The organism is Micromonospora sp. NBC_01412 (assembly GCF_045040215.1).
GTDB lineage: Bacteria > Actinomycetota > Actinomycetes > Mycobacteriales > Micromonosporaceae > Micromonospora > Micromonospora rubida.
Genome location: NZ_CP109528.1, coordinates 3,314,047 through 3,337,270 on the forward strand (window position 1 = coordinate 3,314,047; position 23,224 = coordinate 3,337,270).

General features: G+C 71.0%; 23 protein-coding genes, 1 tRNA gene and 1 pseudogene. 12 read left to right on the forward strand and 13 right to left on the reverse strand.

Annotation, left to right across the window (positions count from 1 at the left end; translation table 11 throughout):
- Positions 1-26 precede the first annotated feature (26 nt).
- The 3 genes from OG617_RS15245 to OG617_RS15255 all read right to left on the reverse strand — a co-directional run bounded on the left by OG617_RS15245 (position 27) and on the right by OG617_RS15255 (position 3,810).
- Positions 27-650 carry a hypothetical protein gene (locus tag OG617_RS15245; protein ID WP_405102346.1) on the reverse strand — a complete coding sequence of 208 codons (624 nt, stop codon included), beginning with the start codon at positions 648-650 and terminating at the stop codon, positions 27-29.
- A gap of 12 nt (positions 651-662) precedes the next feature.
- Positions 663-2,861, reverse strand: coding sequence for a hypothetical protein (locus OG617_RS15250; RefSeq protein ID WP_405102348.1), 2,199 nt, complete (start codon positions 2,859-2,861; stop codon positions 663-665).
- A gap of 88 nt (positions 2,862-2,949) precedes the next feature.
- Positions 2,950-3,810 carry a hypothetical protein gene (locus OG617_RS15255; RefSeq protein ID WP_405102350.1) on the reverse strand — a complete coding sequence of 287 codons (861 nt, stop codon included), beginning with the start codon at positions 3,808-3,810 and terminating at the stop codon, positions 2,950-2,952.
- A gap of 326 nt (positions 3,811-4,136) precedes the next feature.
- On the opposite strand from OG617_RS15255, the gene OG617_RS15260 reads away from it, so the two are divergent.
- Positions 4,137-5,027, forward strand: a complete 891-nt coding sequence (locus tag OG617_RS15260) for an META domain-containing protein (RefSeq protein ID WP_405102352.1) — start codon at positions 4,137-4,139, stop codon at positions 5,025-5,027.
- Positions 5,028-5,200: 173 nt separating this feature from the next.
- Here the strand turns inward: OG617_RS15260 and OG617_RS15265 are convergent, their stop codons facing one another.
- The 3 genes from OG617_RS15265 to OG617_RS15275 form a co-directional block, all read right to left on the reverse strand.
- Entirely contained in the window at positions 5,201-6,190 is a 990-nt protein-coding gene (locus tag OG617_RS15265) for a BtrH N-terminal domain-containing protein (protein WP_405102354.1), read from the reverse strand.
- The gene (locus OG617_RS15270) at positions 6,187-7,044 is read right to left on the reverse strand and encodes a MerR family transcriptional regulator (protein ID WP_405102356.1); all 858 of its coding nucleotides are present in this window, start codon (positions 7,042-7,044) and stop codon (positions 6,187-6,189) included. Before OG617_RS15270 ends, OG617_RS15265 begins: the two co-directional genes overlap by 4 nt.
- A gap of 819 nt (positions 7,045-7,863) precedes the next feature.
- Entirely contained in the window at positions 7,864-8,121 is a 258-nt protein-coding gene (locus tag OG617_RS15275; protein ID WP_266265022.1) for a GntR family transcriptional regulator, read from the reverse strand.
- A gap of 208 nt (positions 8,122-8,329) precedes the next feature.
- On the opposite strand from OG617_RS15275, the pseudogene OG617_RS15280 reads away from it, so the two are divergent.
- The 3 genes and pseudogenes from OG617_RS15280 to OG617_RS15290 all read left to right on the forward strand — a co-directional run bounded on the left by OG617_RS15280 (position 8,330) and on the right by OG617_RS15290 (position 10,993).
- Positions 8,330-8,661: pseudogene (locus tag OG617_RS15280) on the forward strand (hypothetical protein).
- A gap of 528 nt (positions 8,662-9,189) precedes the next feature.
- A complete protein-coding gene (locus OG617_RS15285) occupies positions 9,190-10,404 on the forward strand; it encodes an MFS transporter (protein WP_405102358.1) in 1,215 nt (404 codons plus the stop codon).
- A 163-nt stretch (positions 10,405-10,567) separates the two neighbouring features.
- Positions 10,568-10,993 (forward strand): tyrosine-type recombinase/integrase, encoded by a 426-nt coding sequence (locus tag OG617_RS15290; protein ID WP_405102359.1) that lies wholly within the window; start codon positions 10,568-10,570, stop codon positions 10,991-10,993.
- A 65-nt stretch (positions 10,994-11,058) separates the two neighbouring features.
- On the opposite strand, the gene OG617_RS15295 is transcribed toward OG617_RS15290, so the two are convergent.
- Positions 11,059-11,130: transfer RNA gene (locus OG617_RS15295), tRNA-Lys, on the reverse strand.
- A gap of 407 nt (positions 11,131-11,537) precedes the next feature.
- Between OG617_RS15295 and OG617_RS15300 the strand changes: the two genes are divergently transcribed.
- From OG617_RS15300 to OG617_RS15310, 3 genes are read left to right on the forward strand one after another with little or no spacing between them, the layout of a single operon-like run.
- On the forward strand, positions 11,538-12,062 hold the full coding sequence (locus OG617_RS15300) for a PadR family transcriptional regulator (protein ID WP_396676445.1): 525 nt from the start codon (positions 11,538-11,540) through the stop codon (positions 12,060-12,062).
- The gene (locus OG617_RS15305; protein ID WP_405102361.1) at positions 12,059-12,730 is read left to right on the forward strand and encodes an ABC transporter ATP-binding protein; all 672 of its coding nucleotides are present in this window, start codon (positions 12,059-12,061) and stop codon (positions 12,728-12,730) included. The genes OG617_RS15300 and OG617_RS15305 overlap by 4 nt, the downstream gene beginning before the upstream one ends.
- Positions 12,727-14,931, forward strand: coding sequence for an FtsX-like permease family protein (locus OG617_RS15310; protein WP_405102363.1), 2,205 nt, complete (start codon positions 12,727-12,729; stop codon positions 14,929-14,931). The genes OG617_RS15305 and OG617_RS15310 overlap by 4 nt, the downstream gene beginning before the upstream one ends.
- 126 nt (positions 14,932-15,057) lie before the next feature.
- Here OG617_RS15310 and OG617_RS15315 read toward each other — a convergent pair whose 3' ends face one another.
- Entirely contained in the window at positions 15,058-15,702 is a 645-nt protein-coding gene (locus tag OG617_RS15315) for a TetR/AcrR family transcriptional regulator (RefSeq protein WP_405102365.1), read from the reverse strand.
- A gap of 56 nt (positions 15,703-15,758) precedes the next feature.
- Between OG617_RS15315 and OG617_RS15320 the strand changes: the two genes are divergently transcribed.
- From OG617_RS15320 to OG617_RS15335, 4 genes are all read left to right on the forward strand, one after another.
- Entirely contained in the window at positions 15,759-16,052 is a 294-nt protein-coding gene (locus OG617_RS15320; protein ID WP_396676441.1) for a hypothetical protein, read from the forward strand.
- Between the two features lie 128 nt (positions 16,053-16,180).
- Positions 16,181-17,017: a class I SAM-dependent methyltransferase gene (locus tag OG617_RS15325; RefSeq protein ID WP_405102367.1), complete on the forward strand. Its 837-nt coding sequence runs from the start codon at positions 16,181-16,183 to the stop codon at positions 17,015-17,017.
- Entirely contained in the window at positions 17,014-17,418 is a 405-nt protein-coding gene (locus OG617_RS15330; RefSeq protein ID WP_405102369.1) for a hypothetical protein, read from the forward strand. The genes OG617_RS15325 and OG617_RS15330 overlap by 4 nt, the downstream gene beginning before the upstream one ends.
- A gap of 204 nt (positions 17,419-17,622) precedes the next feature.
- Positions 17,623-17,913, forward strand: a complete 291-nt coding sequence (locus tag OG617_RS15335; RefSeq protein WP_405102371.1) for a hypothetical protein — start codon at positions 17,623-17,625, stop codon at positions 17,911-17,913.
- A gap of 251 nt (positions 17,914-18,164) precedes the next feature.
- Here the strand turns inward: OG617_RS15335 and OG617_RS15340 are convergent, their stop codons facing one another.
- The 4 genes from OG617_RS15340 to OG617_RS15355 all read right to left on the reverse strand — a co-directional run bounded on the left by OG617_RS15340 (position 18,165) and on the right by OG617_RS15355 (position 21,405).
- Complete coding sequence (locus OG617_RS15340) at positions 18,165-18,380, reverse strand: hypothetical protein (RefSeq protein WP_405102373.1); 216 nt, start codon at positions 18,378-18,380, stop codon at positions 18,165-18,167.
- Between the two features lie 188 nt (positions 18,381-18,568).
- Positions 18,569-19,315, reverse strand: a complete 747-nt coding sequence (locus OG617_RS15345; protein ID WP_405102375.1) for a ZIP family metal transporter — start codon at positions 19,313-19,315, stop codon at positions 18,569-18,571.
- Between the two features lie 40 nt (positions 19,316-19,355).
- A complete protein-coding gene (locus tag OG617_RS15350) occupies positions 19,356-20,549 on the reverse strand; it encodes an enhanced intracellular survival protein Eis (protein WP_405102377.1) in 1,194 nt (397 codons plus the stop codon).
- Positions 20,550-20,685: 136 nt separating this feature from the next.
- A complete protein-coding gene (locus OG617_RS15355; RefSeq protein ID WP_405102379.1) occupies positions 20,686-21,405 on the reverse strand; it encodes a PP2C family protein-serine/threonine phosphatase in 720 nt (239 codons plus the stop codon).
- Positions 21,406-21,580: 175 nt separating this feature from the next.
- Between OG617_RS15355 and OG617_RS15360 the strand changes: the two genes are divergently transcribed.
- Positions 21,581-22,567 (forward strand): LuxR C-terminal-related transcriptional regulator, encoded by a 987-nt coding sequence (locus OG617_RS15360; protein WP_405102381.1) that lies wholly within the window; start codon positions 21,581-21,583, stop codon positions 22,565-22,567.
- An 88-nt stretch (positions 22,568-22,655) separates the two neighbouring features.
- Here the strand turns inward: OG617_RS15360 and OG617_RS15365 are convergent, their stop codons facing one another.
- The gene (locus OG617_RS15365; RefSeq protein ID WP_405102383.1) at positions 22,656-23,216 is read right to left on the reverse strand and encodes a helix-turn-helix domain-containing protein; all 561 of its coding nucleotides are present in this window, start codon (positions 23,214-23,216) and stop codon (positions 22,656-22,658) included.
- Between the last annotated feature and the right edge of the window lie 8 nt (positions 23,217-23,224).

Consider the following 23,224-nt stretch of genomic DNA (forward strand, 5'->3'; position numbering starts at 1 on the left):
GTCCCCGCAACTCGGCGGCACACCGGTCAACCGGGTGGCGGCTGTGGTGGCCGGTAGCCGGGTGGCGGTGGCCCGTAGCCGGGTGGCGGGGGCGGTGGCCCGTAGCCGGGTGGCGGGGGCGGTGGGCGGTAGCCGGGTGGCGGGGGCGGTGGGGCGGCCCGAGGGCGCCGAGCCTGCCGGGCCAGTCGTGCGGTCCGGAAGTACCGATGAGAGGCCGGCAGCCCGAGCAGGATGGTCGAACCCACCGTCAGTGCCAGCGACACGACCGCCAGGACCCGGGTCATGTACGCGTACCAGGGCACGGATTCGTATCCGCCGACCGCCAGCAGCGCGACGTTGAAGCAGACGGCCAGCCCGCCCACGAGCCAGGTCAGCACCCGGGCGGGGTTCATCCCCTGCCCGTCGAGGATGGCCAGCAGCAAACAGACGACGCCGAATACGATCGCCAGCAGTGCGTACACGACCAGGCCGAACGCGGCGAGCGAACCCGCCGCGCCGTCGCCGGCACGTTCGCTGTGATAGGCGCTGAACTCCGGAATGGCGAAGAACGTGCCGATCGCGGCGACCAGAGCGAGCGCGGCCACCCCGGCGAACAGGTAGCTCGCCGCGAACACGACACCCGGAACCGCCGGTGATGGTTGCACCCTCATCGTGGTCACCGGTCAGGCCCCGCTCGGCTCGATCCGCGCCCGGCGTCGGCGGAGCAGCAGGCCGCCCGTCAGGAGCCAGGCGATGAGGGGCAGGGCCGCGAGCGGGTACAGCAGGGGATTCGAGGTCGCCGACGCGGGTCTGGCGAAGGCCTCGGACAGCGGCTTGGAGGTGGTCAGGCCGCCCAGCCAGACCTCACTGCCCTGGCCGACGGGTCCGTACAACGCATCGCTCACGGAGGCGGCCAGTGTGGGGTGTTCCTTGGCGAACGCGTCGGCGCTGACCGGGTCGCGGTTGATGCGGCTGAAGTCCACCCCGCCGTAGACGAAGGTGCTGGTGTAGATGAAGTTGCCCCTGGTTGTGGTGCGCTTGACCTTGAACTCGCCGTTCTTGTACGACTTGACGTAGCGATCGAAGACCCCTCGCGGGCTCCATGGCTCGCGGGAGGTCCAGCGGCTGATGTCGCCCTCGTCGATCAGGTCGGAGTAGGCGGTGTGCTTGGTGGCGCTGCGCTGACGGAACCACTCGGCGGCTACCCGGCTTGCGTAGACCCGGCGCAGGTCGGCGTACTCGGGGGCGTGGTTCACCGCGTCTTGGACCTGGGGCAGGATCATCGTGCGGTACACGGACTCGTTGTGTTTGGTGGTGGCCTGGTCCTGCTGGCCGCATCCGGCGGTGCCCCCGACCCCCTGGGCCTTGACGACGTCGGATTCCATCTTCACCTGTAGCGGGGCATTCAGGATGTACAGCTCGTTGTCATTGTCGCGGACGGTCGCCGTGTCGGGCACGATCCACTGCCTCATGGACACGCATTTGGTCTCGCCCCGTAGGGCATCCCAGTACTTCTGACCGCCGCGGGTGTCCGGGTGAATGAACTTCGCTACCGACTTCTTCATTGTCAGGTCGGCCTCCAGCAGCACACGACCGGCGTCGGTCTTGCCGAACTGGGCGTCGATGATCCGGTCAGGCTCGTCCGGGTTGAGGTTCACGGTGAAGCTGGACGGGGGCAGCGACAGCCATACGAAGAACGAGTCCGAGGCGAGCTGGGCCGCGTGCCGGCCGCCGAAGGACTGCTGGTCTGCGGCGGGCAGTTCGTCTGCCTTGAAGGCGTACTGCACGCCGGAACCGTTGTGGTAGGTGTCGGAGACGTAGCGCAGCTCCAGGGTGGAGAAGTCGACTCCACCCAGGTCCTGCGCCAGTTCGGGGTGGCCGGACTCCGCAGCGAGCTGCGCGTCGACCCGCGCCAGTTCGGCCGCCTCCTCGGGCGTGTCCGGTGAATCGGCGAACCCATCGAGCGCCGCGCCCTGGCTGCCGCGCTGGTCCGGGGCGCGCATGATGTCCGAGGCCCCGTCCGTCGGGCCGCCGTCCTTGGGACCGCCGTCCTTGGGACCGCCGGTACCGGTGCCGCCGCCACCGCCCGGATCGCCGCCACTGTTGATGAGGTTCTTCAACGCGGGCACCACGAAGTACGACACGCCGGCGTCACGCAGCTTCGCCTTGGCGCCCTTGGTCGGCTCCTCGGCGAAGAGGTACACCAGCCTGCGAGGGTTGGGCTTCGCCCTCTCCAACTCGATGAGCTTCTTGTCTCTCGCCAGTTCGGAGTCGTCGACGCCCCTGCCGGACTTGATCTCGTAGAACAGGCCGAGCTCTTCGTTACCCAGGTCGTACCACCGGTTGACCTCCGGGATGTGGACCTCGGAGCGCCAGCCGTGGTTGGCGCCGAGCCGGAGCCGCTGCGCGACGTGCAGCACGAAGGCCTTGCCCTGGTTGTCGTTGCCCTGGTTGGGGATGTACCTCCGGAGCCAGGTCCTCCAGGGCAGCGGTGGGCTGGTCTTTTTGCCCGCCGCCTTCTCGGCGGCCTTCTTCTCCTGGTACTCCAGCCATCGCTTCTGGCAGTGCTCCCAGGTGCCCGCCTTCTCGGCCTCCGGGCTCAGCGCTGCGATCTGTGCTGCCCCGTCATCGGGCGCTGGCTCGTTCTCATGCGTTCGGAGCGCTTCGGCCGGATTCTCGTAGTCGTAGCGCTGGCGCTTTCCGGGGTCGGTCGGGTTGCTACCGCCCGGCAGGGTGTCCGGGTCCGGCGAAGATCCCTTGATGTTGGGCAGCGGAATCGGTTTCGGCGCCGCCAGAGCCGGGCTCGGCCAGCCGATCGAACCGGCCGGTGTCGCCAGCAGAAAGACGATCAGTGCTACGAGCACCAGACGAAGCCTGTTCACACCCGGCTCCCCTCGGAGGGCACTTTCTGGCGTCAATGTATCTACATACGCCAGATGTGAGAGGGCATTGCCAGATATGGGACAGAATTCAGGTCAGCCGCTCGGCCACTTGGCGGAGCAGGCCCGGCTCCCGCCTGGCAAGCACGCCCTTGAGCAGCACGAACGGCACGACCATCCGCCCGTTCGGCACCGGCTGCTTCAGGAACGGCCGGCCGATGAACATGTTCTCCCCGTCCGGATCGCCGGGGAAGTAGCACCAGTGCGCGGACAGCACCGGCCGAAGCACCTCGCCGAGGTACCAGGCCGCGCCCTCGGAGAGCTCCGCTCGCGCCGCCAACTCCTCCGGAGCGGACACCAGCCGGAGCAGCAGCGCCTCCAGTTCGTCCAGCGAGGCCACGGAGAAGTCCCAGCGCTCCGGCCGCTCTCCGTACTCAGCCAGCCAGGCCGCCCAGGTCTCTTTCCGGACGGCCAGCCAGGTGTCGAGCTCCGCCGACGGCATGGCACCCGGGACCTCGTCCAGGCCCGGGGTCGGCTCCTTGTGCGGTTCCCAGCCTGGCTCCGCCGCCCGCCGCTCGACCACCGCAAGTTCCAGCGCCCGGTACGCCCGGCCGAACTCGCCACCGTCGGCCGCCGCCAGGGCCCGCTCGACCAGGTCGGCCGGGCAGACGGGCGGCAGAGCCAGGGCCTCGTCGGGAAGCACGAGAGGCAGGCCACGCCCCGGGTCCCAGGCCCAGCGTCCCCCGCCCGCCGTCAGCAGTGCCTCGCCGAGATAACCGGACACCCGCTCCAGGAAATCGGGCGTCGGTACGAAGCGGGACAGCATCTCCGCCTCCAGCCGGGCGAGCGAGGCCGCCGAGTAGTCCCAGGCATCCCCCTCCGACAGCTCGAAGTCCAGCAGCCCGGTGAGCCGGGGCTGCATGCCTTCCAGCCAGTCCTCCAGCGGACTCACGGCTTCCTCCTACATGTCCAAGACCCCGACGACCCCGACCTTTGCGGATTGTCCCATTGCGCTCAATGACCCAGCATCGCGTCGCACCCAACGGTGCTCGCACCCAACGACGCTCGCGGATGATTTCACGACCTCGATGAGGAGACCGTGATGGGACGGAAGGGCGGTACCCGCGCCGCGGGCCTGTCCACCGCCGAAGCGCTCCCTGCTCACCGGGCCGATCGTTGGTAGGAGCAGGTAGAACCGTCCTCTGCCGTGTGCCGTCCGAACCCCGGAACGGTGGTGACGGGCGGGACCAGGGAAGACGGCCGGACGGAGAGCTTGAGATGGTGCGTCAGGGCTACCTTGCGACGCTGATCGCGTTCGGTGTGCTGCTCGCTGGATGCGGTAGGCAAACCGGTTCGGGGTCGGTAGACCCAGGGCCGGTCCCGGGTGCCACCGAGGCTTCGCGGCCGCTGGCGCCGGAGCAGCTGGTCGGCTCTTGGACGATCGCCGACGTCGACGACCCGGGCGCGGGCAAGATTCTGCGCCTCGCACCTGCTGAACTGCACCTGATCGGCAGCCGCTGCGGCACCTTGGGCGGGTCCTGGCGGGCCGACGTCGACGGTGTCTTTCTCGCGGACATCGACTCTGCTTCCAGCCTCGTCGTGGAGGGCATTCCGGGCTGTGAGAGGGCCGGCCAGGACGTTCCCGGCTGGCTGCGGCGTGTGACGGCGTACCGGCTCGACGGAAGAGGGCTGCCCGTGCTTCTGGATGATCTGGCGCGGCCGGTTGCCCGGTTGATCCCCGGCGCGACGCCGACGGCCGGGCCGGACATGGCGGCCTCCGAGCTGGCGCCGCCGGTGGTCACCGACGCGGCCAGGCGGGCCCTCGCGCCGGCGGCCCCGCTACCGGCGGCGCTGACTCCCGTCGATCGGCGCCGGCTGGCCGGTCGCTGGGCGCCCACCGACGGGCACAAGGCGGCGTACGTGGAGTTCACGGCGGACGGTGAGTGGCGCGGGTCCGACGGCTGCAACGACGATAGCGGCCGGTGGATCACTGCGGCCGGGGGCACGCTGCTCGCCACCGCCGGGGCCGTCACGCTGATGTACTGCGCTGCCAGCGTGCCGGTCGGGGCCTGGCTCTGGACGGCCCGGCGAGCCGGCTTTGAAGGCGATGTCCTGGTGCTGCTCGACGCTCAGGGCAAGGAGGCAGGCCGGCTACGCGCCGCCGACTGAGGGCGCTGGAGGGGTACGGCAGGAGGGCTGTCTCCCGGGCCGCTGAGTTTGTAGCGACGTCGTCCTACTCACGGTGGACGATCAGGAACTCTCTGCACGGCGTGAACGACTGCCCGGTTCTGCGCAAGCGCTGCACGCCGTGGCATCCGCCGTCCGCCGCGGAGCGGCGGCGGTTAGTCGGTGTGAACGCCGCCCAGGATCTGCATGGCGTGGCGTTCCCTGTCCGCGAGTTCGGTGAGGACTGCCGAGGCGCGGGTCAGGTGGTCTGGGTCGGCGGTTTCTCCGGCGGCCGTGAGGTGGTGGGAGACCTCGGTCCATAGCGGGGCGATCTCGTCGTACAGCCGATGACCGAGGCGAACGCTGTCGTCGTCGACGATCGTGGCGCATTCGGCGAGGAAGTCGCGGTACATGGCGCGGAACAGGGCGCCGCCGGTCCCGCCGTGTTCCATCAGCGTCGCAGCCAGCGGGAGGTCGCGGGACGGGTCGCTTGAGCGGTCGAGCCACCGCGTCACCTGCCGGGCCGCCTTGTCGATGCCGCGGTGGCCGAGGTTGGCGATGGGCGGGTTGAGGAAGGCGTGTGCGTTGTTGCGGATGGCCGCCCGGATGGCGTCGCCCAGATCGGGCCGGCCGGTGGGGCTGGCGATGGTGTAGGAGAGGTTGCGGGCGGTCATCGGCCCGCGTTCGTCGCGGGCCCGTTCCAAGCTCGTCAGCGTGGTCGCCACGGTGCCGCCCTGCTGGGCGGTGTCGATCAGGTAGGCGTGGGTGTCGTCGTAGCCGTACATCGCGGCGAAGTGGGCCCCGAAGTGGACTTTCGTGGTGAAGTAGTCCAGGTGGTAGGAGTCCAGTTGCAGGCCGACCGGCCGTCCGGCGGCGAGAGCGGCGGCGACGTTCTGCCAGGCCTTACGGGGCGAGGCGGTCTCCTGGATGCGCAGCGTCAGGCCCAGCCGGTTGGCCACGGTCCGGGTGATCGAGGTCGGCTTGCTGCGGCCGCCGAGGAACGGAAAGTCCATGCTCTTGGCGTCCCAGTAGACGAAGCCCAGACCTTCGCCGAGGCCGAACAGCATGGGCTCGGACAGGTCGATGCCCTCGTGGCGCAGCAGGGCGCCGAGCGCGGTGGTCTCGCAGTGCCGACCGGCGGGGAACGCCACATTCTCAATGATCATTTGGTCTCCTGATCTGCTGGTCGGGACGGGCCCGACGGGGGTCGAACCGGCCAGGCGATCTCCGTGCGGAGCGCGGCCATGGGTACGCCGGGCGCGGGCGGGACGAGGTAGCGCTCCTCGGCCGGGCCCGCCAGCACCCGGTCCTGCTCGGCGATCCAGCGCCCCAGTGACCGGTAGGCGGTCTCGATGTCGTCGTAGCCACCCTCGTGGACGGTCGCGGCGAGCAGGCAGCCCGCCCGTTCCCCGGCCGCGATCGTCGCGGTCGGCCGGGGCGGGCGCGCCACCGGCACGAACAACTCCACCTCCAACTCCGCCGCGTCGAGGTCGTCGCTGAGGTAGCGGGTCCCGGCCGGCCCCGCCGGGGCGATCCCCTGCTCGGCGAGGCCGGCGAACAGCCGCGCGAACCCGGGCGCCAAGGCCCCGGCCAGCCCGCTCAGCGGGGTACGCACCAGCGTGCGGGCGGTGGGCTGGGCACCGCTCCACCGTTCGTACACCTCCAGCCAGCCCGACACGCGCCCCGGCTCGGCCAGCACGGCTCCCAACCGCCCGGCGATCTCGTCCAGCCGGGCCGCCCGTGCGGCCACACGTTCCCGGTGCCGCTCGATGACGACGCCTGCCTGCTCCGGGGTGTCGGCCGCCAGGATCTCGGCGATCTCGGGCAACGGCACCTCCAACTCCCGCAGCCGCCGGACCAGCCCCGCTCGGGGGAACTGGTCGACGCTGTACCGGCGGTAGCCGGTATCCGGATCGACCCACGCCGGGACGAGCAGACCCAGCCGGTCATAGTTACGCAGCACTCGAACGGACAACCGGGTCGCTCGCGCGAACACCCCGATCGGCATCAACCCCGTCACCGACGCCTCCAACAGCCTCGCCTCTCCCCCTGGGAGAGGGTCAACCGCGGCCCGGCGCCTGCCGCGCCGACCACGGAACGAATCATCATGGAACGGGTCCGGCCGACCACGTACCGAGCGCGCTCACGGGCCGCGCATCCGGCAGCTCAACCTCATCCACACATGCCGCGATCAGCGCGGCGGTCGATGCACTGGTCTGGGGCGCGACCCCCTGACGGCCAAGGTCGATGCGGTTGCGGATTGGATCGGTGACTTGGGGCAGCGGCCCAACCCTCGCTTGGCCAGGGTGGTGCACCCCGATCACGATCTCCCAGCAGAGATGGCCGCCCACGGCTGCATTGCTGGCCTACGGCCCCGCGTGGCCCCACAACGGGTTCTTCTTCGTCCAACCCGACGGCCAGCCCTGGTGCCGGAGGTCGTCACCTGGCGGTTCGAGTGCCTCGTCTGCGACGACCGGTCTACCCCTGATCCGGCTGCACGACATCCGACACAGCGCCGCGACGTTCCTCAAAGCCGCCGGTGCCGACCGCAAGGACGTCCAACAGCCCGATCGCATCCGACGCACGCCGCTGGAGCAGCCAGCATCGATGCAATCGGGCGACGATGATCGCCTATATTTGCTGTTCATGGGCCAGATCTTGTAGGCCGCCTGGGACTCGAACCCAGAAGCCCTCCTCGCCTTGCGTCGATCAACCTGAATCGGACAGATCCGGCCTCTGACCAGGGCGGCAGCTCTTATCGTCTTTCGACGTTTGACACCCGTTTTCGGGCTCAGTTGTGCCGGTTCTGTGCCCGATGATCATGGTCGAACATCGAAGGCTATTCGCCCTCTGGCTTGACGAACGTCCCTCGCTGCGGCACCACGAACAGCGTGCCCTGGTCCACCAGCACAGCGATCGCACGGCGGACGGTCGCCCGAGCGAGGCCGTACTCCCCTACGAGCTGCGCCTCGGACGGGATGGCCCGGTTTGGCTGCCAGTCCCCGCGACGAATTCGAGCTACGAGGATGCCGGCCAGTTGACGGTAGGGCGGCAGCGGTGCGCCGTGGTCGATGCGGGCGTCCGGGTCGGCCTCCATACGTCTGACGGTAGAAGTCCCGGCACGAGCGCCTTCGACCTTCTACGTTGCTAGACGTAGGTAGACCAGTGCTGTTACGGTGCGGCCAACCCGCTGTGCTGGTCGTGGAGGACCCGAACTCGCCTCGGCACGGCGGTACCCCTGCCCCGGCCGGGCTCCTTCGAACCGGCCGGGGCAGGGGCCACCGGAGGAAGGAAGGTCATGTCTCCTGACGCACGGGCCACGGCCCACCTCCGGCCCCCGGCCCCCGGCCCCGGGTGAAGAGCTGCTGATCAGCCGAGAGGCGTCGGTGCAGTTCGCGAGACAGCCGGCCTTCGTCTTCCGAGTGATCTCGGTGTGCCCGAAACCCAACTACCCGGGCTGGATTTGGGTCACCGGCTACCAACTCGACGGACACGGCCACGCCGTCGCCAAGCGAGAGATCTACGCACGGCTGGCCGGCTCCAGCGCGTCCGTCGTTCTGATGGGTACCCGGGGTCGGACTCGGCTTTCGTGTCACGGCCCGGCGCCCGGCGGACACCGCCACAGCAGCGCCCTTGACCTGACCGGGACCGGCCACAGAGTCGGCTCCTGGACGACGGCCCCGACCACGGCGACCCCCACCCCCTTCCCAGGTGCAGGGTTTGGCCTGACCTGGACTTCGGTGGGAGCTGGCGCGGGGGGTCGCCTGCTCGGCAACCGCGGGCGCCGCCCCCATGCTTGGGGCTTGCCGGCTCTCCACTGCGCGTCATTCTCGGCGCCAAGCTCCGGCGGCGGCCCGTTCTAGCGCTCTGCACGGTCCTCGACCAGTCCCGGCAACCGCATGGCTGGGGCCGAACAGCCGGATCATCACCTATTGCCCGTCAGAATATACTCTGTCCAGTTCTGCGGACTATTGCTCAGAGGTAGCCGGCGCACTATGGTGGGCAACCGACCTCCGGTCGGGCGTGTGCGTAGCGGCCCATCGCACTGGGGGGTCACATTCATCTGATCGAGGCCCTCGACCACGCTCGCGGCTGTGATCGGACGTGAGCGGTTCGGCTTAGGGGAGAAGTTGTGGCCAGCGTTGACACGCGGGCGAGTAGTGCGGTGCTCGCTGGCAGTGAGGCTTTCGTCCGGGACCGGCCGACGGTGTTGTCGTACAGCGCCTTGGGCGCGTACACGTTCTGGCTGTACGCGTTCGGCCCCGCTCTTGCCCTGCTTCGCTCCGAGTCGGGTTTCTCCTACACGATGCTCAGCGTCTACTCGGCGGTATGGGCTGCCGGCTCGGCGTTAGCCGGGATGACCTTCGGCGCGGCCGCCAGGCGAATCGGTCGCCATGGGATGCTGTGGGGGTCAGCCCTCGCCGCCGCCGGCGGAGCCGCCATCTTCACCGCCACCCACACCACCACTGCGACCCTTGCCGGCACCGCCATCCTGGGATTCGCCGGCACGATGCTGCAGACGATGACCCAGTCGGTGCTCGCCGACCGGCACGGCTCGCGACGCGACCAGGCCCTGATCGAAGCCAACATAGGTGCCGGGGCCAGCGCCGTGATCGCACCCGTGGCCCTCGGATTCCTCCACACGACCCCGGCCGGCTGGCGAGCCGGGATGGCGCTGCCGGCCCTGGCCTTGGCCGCCCTGTACCTCGTCTATCGCCGGCAGCCGCTTCCTCCACCTCCGGCCCGCCCGGCGATCGGCCGGCGCGGCACCCGACTGTCGCTGGCCTGCTGGCTGCTGTGTCTGCTCGTCGCGATCGGCATCGGTGTCGAATTCTGCATCGTGTACTTCGGTGCCGAGCAGCTCTCCGCGACCACCAAGCTGTCCACGGCCAGCGCGGCTGGGGCGATGGCCCTGTTCTACGCCGGCATCCTCGCCGGCCGGATCGCCGGCGGTCACCTCGCTCGCCAGCCCGGACGGACCAGCGGACTGGTGTGGGTTTCCCTGACGGTGACCACGATTGGCTTCGTGGCTTTCTGGCTTTGCCCGTATCTCCCGGTAACCCTCGCCGGCCTGTTCGTCGCTGGCCTTGGCATCGCCAACCTGTTCCCGCTCTGCCTCGCCCTGGCCCTGGCCGCTGCCCCGGGCCACACCGACGCCGCCAACGCCCGCAGTCAACTACTCGGTGGGCTGTTGGTCGTAGCCGCCCCGTTCACCCTCGGTGCCCTCGCCGACCACGTCGGACTGTCAGCTGCCTTTACCGTCGCGCCCTGTCTTATCGCCCTGTGCGCCCTGCTGCTGTACCTAGGACTTCGCAGCGGCGAGCCGGCTCCCACGGGCGCCATGCAGACACCGGCCGCCGGCCACCGAGTTCGATCCTGATCCACTTCCGCGGACACGCGGTTAGCGCCGGGGTACACGATGGTTTGTCAATCGCTCCTCTTGGTACGCCGTGCGCCGGGGCGTGACCGGCCGGAGGCCGCACGCGCGCCCCGGCGCGGGCACGGCGGCGGGCCGCAGGCCCGCCCTTGAACAAGTAGACGCGGTGGTAGCGGAGGAACTCGCCGCTCATGTCAGCGACGTCGGTCCCGTCGAGTTCGAGCTTCCCGACATCACCACGGGAGAGCGGCTGACTCGGCCGGTCGCCGTCCTGTTCACCTCCTCGCGGGGGAAGCTGCTGAACGACACCTACTGGTCGCAGTTGTGGGCGGACTGGCGCGAGGCTGCCGGATGGCCGAAGGAAGGCACCTTCCACTCCCTGCGCCACTTCTTCGCCACGACGCTGATGAGCAACGGTGTCGAGCCACAGGAGGTGCAGAAGGCGCTGAGGCATGCCAACCTGCGAATCACGCTGGAGACCTACGTCCACTGGCTGCCGAAGAAGGACCGGCCGCGCGGCCTGGTCGGCAACCTCCTACGGCAAGCAGACGGCAAGCTGCCGAAGCATCCCACCGGTCAAGATCAAACCTGAGTTGTGCCCTGGTTGTGCCGGATGATCTTCAGTCGGAGTTCTTGCAGCTCAGAGGGGGTATCTTGTAGGCCGCCTGGGACTCGAACCCAGAACCTAAGGATTAAAAGTCCTCAGCTCTGCCATTGAGCTAACGGCCCGCCGTACCAGGCTACCGGAACCCCGCTTCTGGGACCGGCTGGGAGGGTTTCCGCTGTCCGGTCATGCCGGTGCGGACGGGCGGCATCTACGTCGTCAACACCCGAACATCGACCTCGAACTGCCGGCGAAGAGTCGAATTCGCTCCAGGTCGCCGTTCGCCCCGGCGACGGCAACGCGACCCGCCGCCTGTCGTGCGGCGCGCTCCACCCGGGTCAGCATGGTGCTGTTCCGGCTGCCGAGCTGACCATGCGCATCGCGCCACCCTGATCCGCCCTTACCGGGCTGGGCGCTGCACCCGTGGCGCCGCCCGTGCCAGTCGGCGGCTCGGCCCTGTATCGGCAGCAGCACGTATCGATATACGCCCGGTGTGTACACGCGGGGTATACCCTCAGGGTATGGTCTCGGCATGAGTGTTCCCATGACCCTTCTCGGCTTGCTCGAACGCGAGCCCAGCCACGGCTACGACCTCAAGCGCGACTACGACACCTTCTTCAACCGGAGCAAGCCGCTGCCGTTCGGCCAGGTCTACTCGACCCTCGGCCGGCTCGCCCGCGACGGCAAGATCGTGGTCGGCGAGGTTGAGCCGGGCGTGGGCCCCGAGCGCAAGCGGTACGTCATCACCGAACGGGGTGCGACCGAGGTCGAGTCGTGGCTGACCGAGCCGGTCGAGGCCGAGCCCAACCTGCAGACAGTGCTGTTCACAAAGGTCGTGCTGGCGCTCATGCTCAACCGCCCCGCCGAGGAGTACCTCGACATTCAGCGCGCCGCGCACCTGCGGCGGATGAAGGAGTTCACCGAGGTCAGGCGCAGCGGCGACCTGGTCGACGCCATGTTGGCCGATCACGGCTTGTTCCACCTGGACGCCGACCTGCACTGGATCGACACCACCGTCGCCCGGTTGGACGCCCTCCGACAGGTGGTACGGAGGTGAAGGCGATCGAGGCACGAGACGTCGTCCTGTCCTTTGGCGAGACCCTGGCGCTGCGGGGCGCCAGCGTCTCGGTGGCCCCGGGCGAGATCGTCGCCATCATGGGCCCGAGCGGCTCCGGGAAGTCCACCCTGCTGCACTGCCTGGCCGGGATCCTGGTGCCGAACGCCGGTGAGATCCACTTCGACGGCCGCCGGATCGACACCCTGAACGAGAGCCAGCGCAGCGCCCTGCGCCGGGACCATTTCGGGTTCGTGTTCCAGTTCGGGCAGCTCGTGCCGGAGTTGACCGCCGAGGAGAACATCGCGCTGCCACTGCTGCTCGGCGGCGTCAAGCGGGCCGCCGCGCTCAGGGAGGCGCGGCCCTGGTTCGAGCGGCTCGGCCTCGCCGGGTTGGAGCGGCGCCGATCAGGTGAGCTGTCCGGCGGGCAGGCGCAGCGGGTCGCTCTGGCCCGCGGCCTGGTCGCCCGGCCCGGGGCGCTGTTCGCCGACGAGCCGACCGGGGCCCTCGACTCGCTGACCGGCGAGCAGGTCATGGACCTCCTGGTCTCCTCGGCGCGCGAGCAGGGCACCACCGTCGTTCTCGTCACCCACGAGGCCCGCATCGCCGCGTGCGCCGACCGGCAGGTCATCGTGCGCGACGGCAAGGTGAACGCGCTGGTGCGCTCATGATCTGGTTCGCGGTACGACTGTCCGTGGCCGGCGGGCGCGAAGCCGCCACCCGGCTCGTCATCATCGCCGCTGCGGTGGCGCTCGGCGTCGGCATGCTCCTGGCGGCGCTCGCCGGCATGAACGCGGTCGGCGAGCAGAACCAGCGGTACGCCTGGCTCAACACCGCCGTCGCCCCGGCATCGGCCGACGCGTCGGCCGACCCGATGTGGTGGCTGGCCCGCAAGGACTACCACCGTGGCGAGTCCATAGCCCGGGTCGAGGTCGCGGCGCTGGGCCCGGACGCGCCCGTCCCGCCGGGCATCCCACACCTGCCCGGACCGGGCGAGTTCTACGTCTCGCCCGCCCTCGGCGAGCTGCTGCGGACCACGCCGGCCGCGGAACTCGGAGACCGTTTCCCCGGCCACGAGATCGGTACGATCGGCCGGTCGGCGCTACCTTCCCCCGAATCCCTGCTGATCGTCATCGGCCGCACCCCGGCCGAGATGGAGCAGTTGGGGGCGCGGCAGGTCACCCAGATCATGACCACATCCCCAAGCGACTGCAACGGCTGCTACGTCGGCATCAACAGCGACGGCATGACACTCATGCTGTCCGTCACCGCAGCCGCACTGCTCTTCCCAGTGCTCATCTTCATCGCCACCGCGACCCGACTGGCCGCGGCCCGCCGGGAGCAGCGCTTCGCCGCAATGCGGTTGATCGGCGCCACCCCACGGCAGATCACCCTCATCTCAGCCGTGGAGTCCACAGTCGCCGCCCTGGCGGGCACCGTCACCGGGTTCGGCTTGTTCCTCGCGTTCCGGCCGGGACTCGCCGCGATCCCGTTCACCGGCGAGCCGTTCTTCGCCGCCGACCTGTCACTCAACGTCATCGACGTCGTGTTGGTCGCGCTCGGTATCCCGCTCGCCGCGGTCGTGGCCTCCTGGCTGGCGCTGCGTCGGGTGCAGATCTCGCCGCTTGGCGTGAGCCGGCGCGTCACCCCGAAGCCGCCGCGCGCCTGGCGGCTGATCCCGCTGGTCGCCGGGCTCGCCGAGCTGACCTACTTCATCGGCCGGCGCCCCGACACGACCAACGGCCAGCTCGCCGCGTACCTCTCCGGATTCCTGCTGATCCTGACCGGGCTGTTGTTGGCCGGGCCCTGGCTGACCATGATCGGTGCCCGGGTGCTGGCCGGTCGGGCGAGCCGGGCCGCCACGCTCATCGCCGGACGGCGGCTCGCCGACAATCCGCAGGCCGGCTTTCGGTCCGTCGGTGGGCTGATCGTGGCGCTGTTCGTGGCCAGTGTGGCGACCGGCACGATCACCACGTTTGTCGCCAACCGTGGCGAACCGCGCACCGACTCGCTGGCCGCGACCTCACTGGCGAAGAGGTTTTTTCCCGATGACGGGCCTGCGCCGGCCGCGGAGCAGATTCCGACTGGGCTCGCGACGATCCCCGGCGTGCGCAGTGTGACCTTGGTGCGCCTCAACCCCGACGCCTCCGGTTCCGGCGGATGGCCCGGCGTGATCACGTGCGCCGAGCTGGACCGCCTGACGGTGTTCGGCAGCTGCCCCTCCGGCGCTCAGGTTGCGTCCGTGTACCCCGACCTCATCGGCCCGCGCACGTTCGACCAGACCAGCGACCCGTACGTCTGGGAAACCGCCGGCATCGCCCCCACGGAGGTCGACCGGCAGCCGATCCTGTCGGTGGTCGTCGACACGACCAGCCGCTCCGCCTTCGAGCAGGCCCGGACGATGCTGGTGAATGCGTTTCCGTCCGGGCGCTTTCCGGCGAGCATCGGCGAATGGGAGGCGGACTCCGCGCAGCAGATGGTGCAGTTCCAGCAGTTGGCCAACGTGGTCATGCTGGCCAGCCTGCCGATCGCGGGCTGCAGCCTGGCGGTGAGCATCGCCGGCGGGCTGAGTGACCGGAAGCGGCCGTTCAGCATGCTGCGGCTTACCGGGGTGCAGCTGCGCACGCTGCGCCGGGTGGTCGCGCTGGAGACCGTCGTGCCGCTGCTGACCGTCTCCGTGGTGGCGACCGGGATGGGGTTCCTGGCCGCGCAGCTCTTCCTGCGGGCGCAGTTGCACTACACGCTGGTGCCGCCGGGCCTGTCGTTCTACCTCGTGGTCGTGGGTGGGCTGGCGGTGTCGCTGGGAATCATCGCCTCGACGTTGCCGCTGCTGGGCCGGATCACCGGCCCGGAGACGGCCCGGAACGAGTGAGCCACGCTCCGGAGGGCTCCATGCCACCCCGGACGGGTGCACGTCCAGCGACTTGAGGGGGCGATCGAGCAGGGCCTGCCGGCCGCCGTCGAACTGGCCGCGATAGGGCAGGCCATCACACCGACCTCACTGGGGCTGGGCGATGGTGGCGCCGCTGACGGTGTCCACATACCACCGCTGGTACTGCTCCGGCGGCCATCCGCGCTGCCGGACGAGCCAGTCGAAGTTGCGGACGTCCTGGGCCAACCAGAGGATGTCGGCCACCTGTTCGACGTCCAGGTCAGGGCGGAGGGCTCCCGTGCCGACGAGCTCCGCGGCGAACATGGCCATGCCATGGCGGCGCTCGTCGATGTTCTTGCGCCAGATCTCGGCGGCGTCCGGATCGGCCGTGGCTGCTCCGGCCAGCGCGAGCATCACCTGGGCCTGCCGGGCGTTGACCTCGACCAGGTGGCGGGCGTAGCGGGCGAGCTTGGCGCGGGGGTCGGCGAGCGCGCGGATCTCGGTGACGAAGGGCCGGTCCGGCAGGGCCACCGGTTCGTCGTCGCCGGCCAGGGTGACGTCAACCAGCTGGGAGAGCAGTTGCCGCTTGCTGCCGAAGACCGCGTACAGCGTCTGGACCGCGACGCCGGCTTCGGCGGCGACGGCGGTCAGCGGCGTGGCCGCGTAGCCGGGGTCGACGAACAGCCGGCCGGCCGCTTCGAGGATTGCTCGTCGGGTCTGTCGGGACTGTTCCTGCCGTCGGGAGGAGTCATAGCGTCTCTTGACAACCACGGTTCGAGTGTAGTGCTCTATTGGATAGAACTTAACTCTATCGAAAGGGCGCGGCCATGCCGTTCGGTGTGTTGCAGGAGATGCCCGGCGTCAGCGAGGCGGAGTACCGGCAGGTGGAGCGACACCTCGGACCGGACCGGCCGCCGGGACTCGTCGCCCACGTCGCCGGCCCGACCGAGGACGGCTGGCGGATTATCAACATCTGGCAGGACGAGGCCGCGTTCCGTCGGTTCCAGTCCGAACGGCTGGTCCGGGCCGCAGGCTTGGCGGCGCAGGAGGACGGCTTCGACCCGACAAAGGCGGCCAGCTTCCGATCGGTGAGCGTCGACGGCACCGAGATGCCGTTCTGATGGCCGACGCCGCCACCTTGCGGTCCCGCAACGCCGCTTTCTGGACGGGAGCGGCAGCTGGCTGGATCCGCCACGCCGATCGGCAGGACGAGCTCGGTCGACCGCTGGGCGCGCCGGCCATGGATCGAATGGCCGCTTGGCCCGGCGAACGGATCCTTGATGTGGGCTGCGGCTGTGGCGGCACCACGGCCGAACTCGCCGGGGCGGTCGGCGAGACCGGCGCGGCGGTCGGCATCGACATCGCCGAGGCGATGGTGACCGCCGCCCGGCAACGGTTCCCCACGGACCGGTACCCGGGTATCCGGTTCCACGCCGCCGACATCGAGACCCTCGACGTCGTGCCGGGGGCGCCGTTCGACGCGGCGTACTCGCGAATGGCCCTGATGCTGTTGGCGGATCCGGTCGCCGGCTGCACCACGATCCGGCGGTCGCTGCGCCCGGGAGGGCGCCTCTCCGCGACCGTCTTCCGCGATGGCAGCGTCAACCCGTGGATGTCCGCGGCGATGCTCGGCGCGGCACCGCACCTCGGGCCGTTACCACCGCTACCGGTGGGCGACGAGCCCGGCCCATTCTCCTTCGCCGACCCGGCGCGGCTCGCCCGGGTCCTCACCGTCGCCGGCTTGACCGCCGTCACGATCACGTCGTGTGACGTCACCATGGACGCTCCGGACGACGCCGATGCCGTGGCCGAATGGCTTATCGAGGTCGGCCCCGCCGGTGCCGCGTACCGGGCGGTGCCGCTGGCTGGGCAGGCTTCGGCCCGGGCGGGGGCCGTCCGACTGCTCGACCGGTTTCGTGAACCCGGCGTCGGCTACCGACTGCCCGCAGGCCTCTGGCTCGTCACCGCGATCGCCGCCGGGTTTGACGGTGAGTCATCCGTTCCGCAGTCCGCTGACGAGCCGTCCGCTGCGGCCCGACCGCCGGTCACCCACCACCGACAACCACGTCAGGACGAGAACCGATGAGAACGATCCGAATGCTCGCGCCGACCCTCTGTCTTGTGCTCGCCCTGACGGCGTGTGCCGACGCCGACGCGCCCGAGCCCTCCGGGGCCGCGGCGCATGGCACCCCCGCAGCAGCCGACGCCGCGTCCAGCGCGGCCGGATCCGCTCCGGCCGGCGGCTCGACGCCGGTGTCGGCGAAGGAGGTGTGTGCCTACCTGGACGGCCAGTTGCCGACGCTGAGGGGGATCGGGTCCGAGACCGGCACGATGGCCAACCTCACCGTGAACCTCTATTCCTGGTACGAGAAGCAGGGTGCCGTGCCGACCGGCCGTCAGATCGACGACCAGACCCGGCAGGAATGCCCGGCGACCCGGACCGAGGTGCTCGAACTCGCCGGTATGGAGAGCTTCGAACGGCTTTAGCCGCCGCGAGCCGCCGCGAGCCGCCGCGAGCCGCGACGCCCGGTCGATGTCCGGCCGCCGGATCCGGGATGTCCCCGACCGGTGGGAACGTGCACGTGGTGAGGGTCTGGGCGAGCGCGAGGGAGGGCGGTCACCGGCGGCGGCGCATGACGGACGGCGAAGCCGGGTATGGTTCGGTGTGTCGGTGTCGCCTGGCGCTCGCCAGTGATCGAGACACTGATCGGGCCCCAGGGCGAGCACCGGGTCTGTCACGAGGTTGTCGGCACGGGATGCCGACGTCCTGATGTGCCTCCCTTTCGAAGACAGGACTACCGCATGGCATCGAAAAATAATGATCAACCGGCGTTGTTCTTCGCCACGGAGAGCGCCGACGGGCTCGACGGCCCGGGCGTGACTCTCGACGGCAGCGAGGAGGCAATGCGGCGACTGCGCCATCCGTTCGCGGTGAAGCAGACCCGGCCGCCGGTGGGCCATAACCAGGAGCAGCGCGCCTGACCCAGTAGACGTCGTCGTCGGTGAGCGCTGTCTGGCAGCCGGCGTTCAGGATCCCGCACGGGAACGGTGACGGGAGAACGGCCGGAGAACCACCGTGCGAGGTCGGCGTCGAGGTCGCGTTCGACCAGATGCCCGCGCTGCGGCGGCAGCCCGCCAACTCCGGCGATGCGGGATCTACTCAGACCAGGTGATCCCAGGTTGAGGCCAAACTGAGCGGTGTCCGTGCCGGCTCGACCTCAACCTGACCCCTTTTACTGGTCGCAGCCGAGGCCCGCCTCGTACTCGTCCGGCACGTCGCCGTCTGCGACCTTGTCGGCGGTCGCCCAGAGCACCTTGGGGTAGTCGCCCTCGTCGTTCATGTCGTGCAGCACCCGCCAATGGTGGCTGCTGCGCAGCGCGGCGGCGGCCCGCTTGACGGCGGCCTCGTCGTCGGCCCGGTCCGCGCGGATCCACCACGTTCCATCCATGTCCGGTCAGGCGTCAATCGTGACAGTCCGATTCCGGAAGTGGGATCCCGTGCCTTGGGCCGGCCGCGACGGCGAACAGCGTTTTCTCCAGGATCGCCGTCGTCCTCCCTGAACACCGCGTACCTGCTGTGGCGCCGGACGCGTTCGTCGACGCGTTCCCGACGAACGAAAGGAGGGCCCGGTACGGGTCAGGCGTGGGACAGGGCGAAGGCCACCAGGAAGCCCAGCACCGTGATCAGGCCGACCAGCAGGTGGGCGTCCTCGAACGCCTCGGGGACCATGGTGTCGGTGATCATGGCGAGGATCGCGCCGGCCGCCAGCGCGGTGATCGCGGCGAGCACCTCCGGCGGCGCCCCGCCCAGCAGGGTGTGTCCGGCCAGCGCCGCGAGGCCGCTCACCAGGGCGATTCCGGTCCACAGGAGGAAGACGTACCGGCGGGTGCGGCCGGCCCGACGCATCCCCGCCGCGCTGGACAGCCCCTCCGGCACGTTGCTGAGGAACACCGCGATCACCGTGACCGTGCTGACCGCGCCGCCGGAGAGCAGGCTCGCGCCGATCACCACGGACTCGGGGATGCCGTCGAGCAGCGCACCCACCGCCATCGCCGACCCGGACCCCGGCTGCTCCCCCTCCGAGGGCTGGTCGCCGGAGCGCTTGCGGTGCCGCGCGCCGCGCCGGGCCAGCAGCACGTTCGCCCCGGTGTACGCCAGCGCGCCGCCCGCCGCCCCGATCGCCGTCGGCAGCAGCCCGCCCTGCTCGTGCGCCTCGGCGACCAGCTCGAAGGAGACCGCGGAGAGCAGCACCCCCGCCCCGAAGGCCATGACGGACGCGACGACCCGTCGCGGGACTGACACGAACCAGCCCAGCGCCGCCCCGACCAGCAGGGCCGACCCGGCCAGCAGACCCCAGCCACCCGCCTGTAACCATTCCGGCATTCGCCGAACGCTACCCGGGCGGCGGGTGGCGAGAACAGGGTCAGAAGCCCGCGTACAGGTAGGGCAGCCGGCGGGGGAAGAGGCGGCGCAGCTCGACGGCGGCGTCGGCCGGCACCTGGCCGAGGCCGCGGACGTCCACCTCCGCCGGGTCCAGCACCCCGTACGCCAGGGCGGAGAGCCCGGCCGCGGTGAGCGTCGCGGTCGGCGCGGCACCGGTGGCGGCGTCGGGCATCAGCTCCAGCCGGCCGGTCGTGCCGTCGAGCAGGTGGCTGCCGCCCAGCCAGCGGTCCCCGGTCAGCGTGATCCGGGCCCGGCCGGGCCCGGCGGGGAGGCCGGCCAGCGCGTCCAGCGAGAGCAGCCGGGCCATCGGTGCCGCCGACCCGGGCCGGGCGACCCGGGCCTCGACGTGCACGGCCAGGTCGGTGAGCCACAGCTCGGGCAGCTCGTCGGCGGCCACCCGCAGCCGCACCCGGCCGACCTGGTCGACGTGCCGGGCCAGGAACGCCAGGATCAGCGCCCGGGCGTACGGGTCGGCGACCAGCAGATCGTCGCCGGCCAGCTCGCCACCGTGGTCGTCGATCCGGTACGTCAGGACGCCGACCGTCGCGCCGTCGACGCGGGCGGTGACCAGCCACCGGTCGTCGTCGTCGCGCAGCCACACCGCCCGGGTCTCGGGGAAGAGCGCGAAGCCGTGCCGCTCGGCCAGGCAGCGCTCGGTGAAGGCGCGGTGGGTGGCGTACCCGGTGCCGGTCCGTTCCCAGCTCAACTCGCCGGGCAGGTCGGCGCGGAGCAGCGGGGCCAGGTCGGCCGGCGTGAAGGTGACCGTGCGGGCCTGGGGCAGCCCGACGTAGCCGAACCGCTCGTAGAACGAGGCGCGGAACGGGTACAACGCGCTCACCAGGTGCCCCTCGTCGCGCATCTCGTCGAGCAGCCGGTGCAGCAGGGCCCGGACGTGCCCGCGCCGACGGGCCAGCGGATGGGTGGCCACCCCGGCGATGCCGGCCATCGGCAGCACCGCCCCGCGCAGGTTCTGCCGCATCGGGATGGCGGAGACCACGGCGAGGGTCTCGTCGCCCTCCTCGGCGACCAGGGTGCGGTTGGCCTCGCCGTACGGCAGGTAGCGGCTGAACTCCTCGGCCCGCTCTGGCCGCTTCGGCGACGCCTCGAAGGCGTACGCCTGGAGCGGGAAGGACGTGCTGAAGCGCTCGGTGTTGCTCACCCGCCGGATACTCATCCCCCATCCCAACCCGCCCTGCCGGGCCGGCGCAACCACATTCGCCGGGTCATCCGGGTGGCCCGGTTCCGCAGGGCGGTTCCGGGTCGCCCGGGCCCGTCCGGCCGACCCGGTCGGCCCGGACGGGGGTGAGCGGTCAGGCCGCGGTGACGTCGGAGACGACGACGGTGACGTTGTCCGGGGCGCCGGCCTGGTGGGCGAGCTTCACGAGCTGCTCGCCGCACTGCTGGCGGTCGCCGTACATGGCCAGGGCTGCGGCGATCGACGCGTCGTCGACGTAGTCCGACAGGCCGTCGCTGCACAGCAGCAGCCGGTCGCCGGCGAAGACGGTGAGCGCGCCGACCGCCGGGGGCGCGTCCGCGCCCTGCACGGCCCGGGTCACCAGCGAGCGCTGCGGGTGGTGCCGGGCCTGGTCCGGGGAGAGCGCGCCCTGGTCGACCAGCGCCTGGACGAAGGTGTCGTCCCGGGTGAGCTGGGTCAACTCGCTGCCCCGCAGCAGGTAGCAGCGGGAGTCCCCGACCTGGGCGAGGACCAGCACATCCCCGGCGAGCAGGCCGGCCGTGAGGGTGGTGCCCATGCCCTCGCGGGCCGGGTCGACGGAGATGGCGGCCCGGATGCGCCGGTTGGCGGTGCTCACCACGGACCGTAGCGCCTCGGTGGCCCCGTCGGTGGTGGTCGGCGGGTTCAGCTCGTCGAGGATCCGGATGACGATCTCGCTCGCCACCTCGCCGGCCGGCAGCCCGCCCATGCCGTCGGCGACGGCGACCAGACGGTCACCGGCGAGGGCAGAGTCCTCGTTGTTGGTCCGCACCAGGCCGACGTCGTTGAGGATGGCCGAGCGGAGGATCAGTTTCATACGACAAGCTTGCCAAGAAGACCCTCCCGTCGTCTCTACGCACTACTGCGTAGGGTGAAAAGAATGATGCCGGTCTCCATGGTCGGGCGCGCCGGTGAGCTTGCCGAGCTCGACCGGGCGTGGTCCACACTGACGCGCGGTGGCCGGCCCGGCCCTGCGGTCGCGGTGCTCACCGGTGCGGGGGGGCGTCGGCAAGAGTCTGCTGGTGGCGGCGGCCCTGGACGGCTTCGCGCCACGCCCGACGGTGGTGCTCAGCGGGGCCGCGCGGGTGCACAGCCCAGCCCCGTACGACTGGCTCGCCGCAGTGCTCAGCGGGCGGGACACCAGCCGCCTCGACCTGCCGCCCGACGCGCTCGCCTGGCTCGCCCAGCAGCCCACCGCCCCACGCGAACGGTACGCCCCTGGCACGCTGCTGCGGCTGGCCGTGCGTACGGTCCGGCTGCTCGTCGGCGCCGGCCCTGCGGTGCTGGTGGTGGAGGACCTGCACGCCCTCGACCCGGCCAGCCTGAACCTGGTCGGCGAGCTGGCCACCGCGCCCGACCTGCCGGCGCTGCTGCTGGTGGCGAGCCGGCCCGCGGCGGACGCGGTCGCACCGGACCTCGCCGCCCGCGCCCTGTCCCGGTTCTGCGGGGTACGCGGCGCCGTCCGCCAGCACCTCGGCCCGCTCGGCCCGGCCGAGGTCGCCGAGGTGCTGAACCAGGTGTACGAGGGGACGCGCCCGTCCCGTCGGCTGGTGACCGCTGTGTGGCGGCGCACCGGCGGCAATCCGTACATGCTGATCGAGCTGCTCGCCGCGCACTCCGGCCAGGGGCCGGACGCCCTGCTCCGCCGGCCGCTGCCGGAGCATCGGGGCACCCCCGCGCCGCGCACCGCGGCCCCGCCCGACGCGGCGTACCCGCCCGCTGCCGTGCTCCCGTCCGCTGCCGTGCTTCCGCATTCTGCCGTGCTTCCGCCCGGTGCCGAGCTGACCGGCCGGGAGGTCGAGGTGCTCGCCTGCCTGGTCGCGGGGATGTCCAACAAGCAGGCCGCCCGGGAGCTGGGGATCTCGGTGCGGACGGTGACCGTGCACGTGTCCAACCTGCTGCGCAAGACGGGGTCGGCGTCGCGCACCGAGGCCGCGCTCTGGGCCGTCCAGCATTGGCTCCCGGCCAGGCAGACCTGACCTTCGCCCTCGGGCCCGGGGCCCGACGTCGGCATCTCGACCAAGGCGCGGACCCCGGAGCGGCTGGCGGGGCCGGCGAGGCGGGTGGTCAGCGGCGGGGGTAGCGCAGCAGGAGGCTCGCCCACACCTCCTCGTCGCCGACCGCCGCGTAGCTGTGCGGCACGTCCGAGGTCCAGCGCAGGTGGCCGCCGACGCCGGCGGTCAGCGGGGCGTCCACCGGCCCGGCGCGGAGCACCCCGGCGAAGACCGTGACGTGCTCGGTGACCCCCAGTTGGTGCGCGGGCGAGAGCTGGCCGGGCCCGGGGGCGACGCTCATCCGGTACAGCTCGTACGTCGCGTCGGTGTCGGTGAAGACCTCCAGCAGGGTGGCGCTCACCGCCGCGCCCCGGACCGTCGGGGTCGCGGCTGGCCCGGCGAGTACGGCGGCCAGCGGCACCCCGAGCTGGGCGGTGATCGCGTAGAGCGTCTCCAGCGTGGGGTTGCGGGTGCCGTTCTCCAGGCCGGAGAGGGTGGCCTTTCCGACCCCGGCCAGCCGGGCCAGGGTGGACAGCGACATCCCCCGCTCCTCGCGCAGGGCGCGCACCCGGCGGCCCACCGTCTCGGCGCCGGTGTCGACGCCCCTTCCCCGTGCTGGTGCTGGCGGTTCCACCCCGCTAT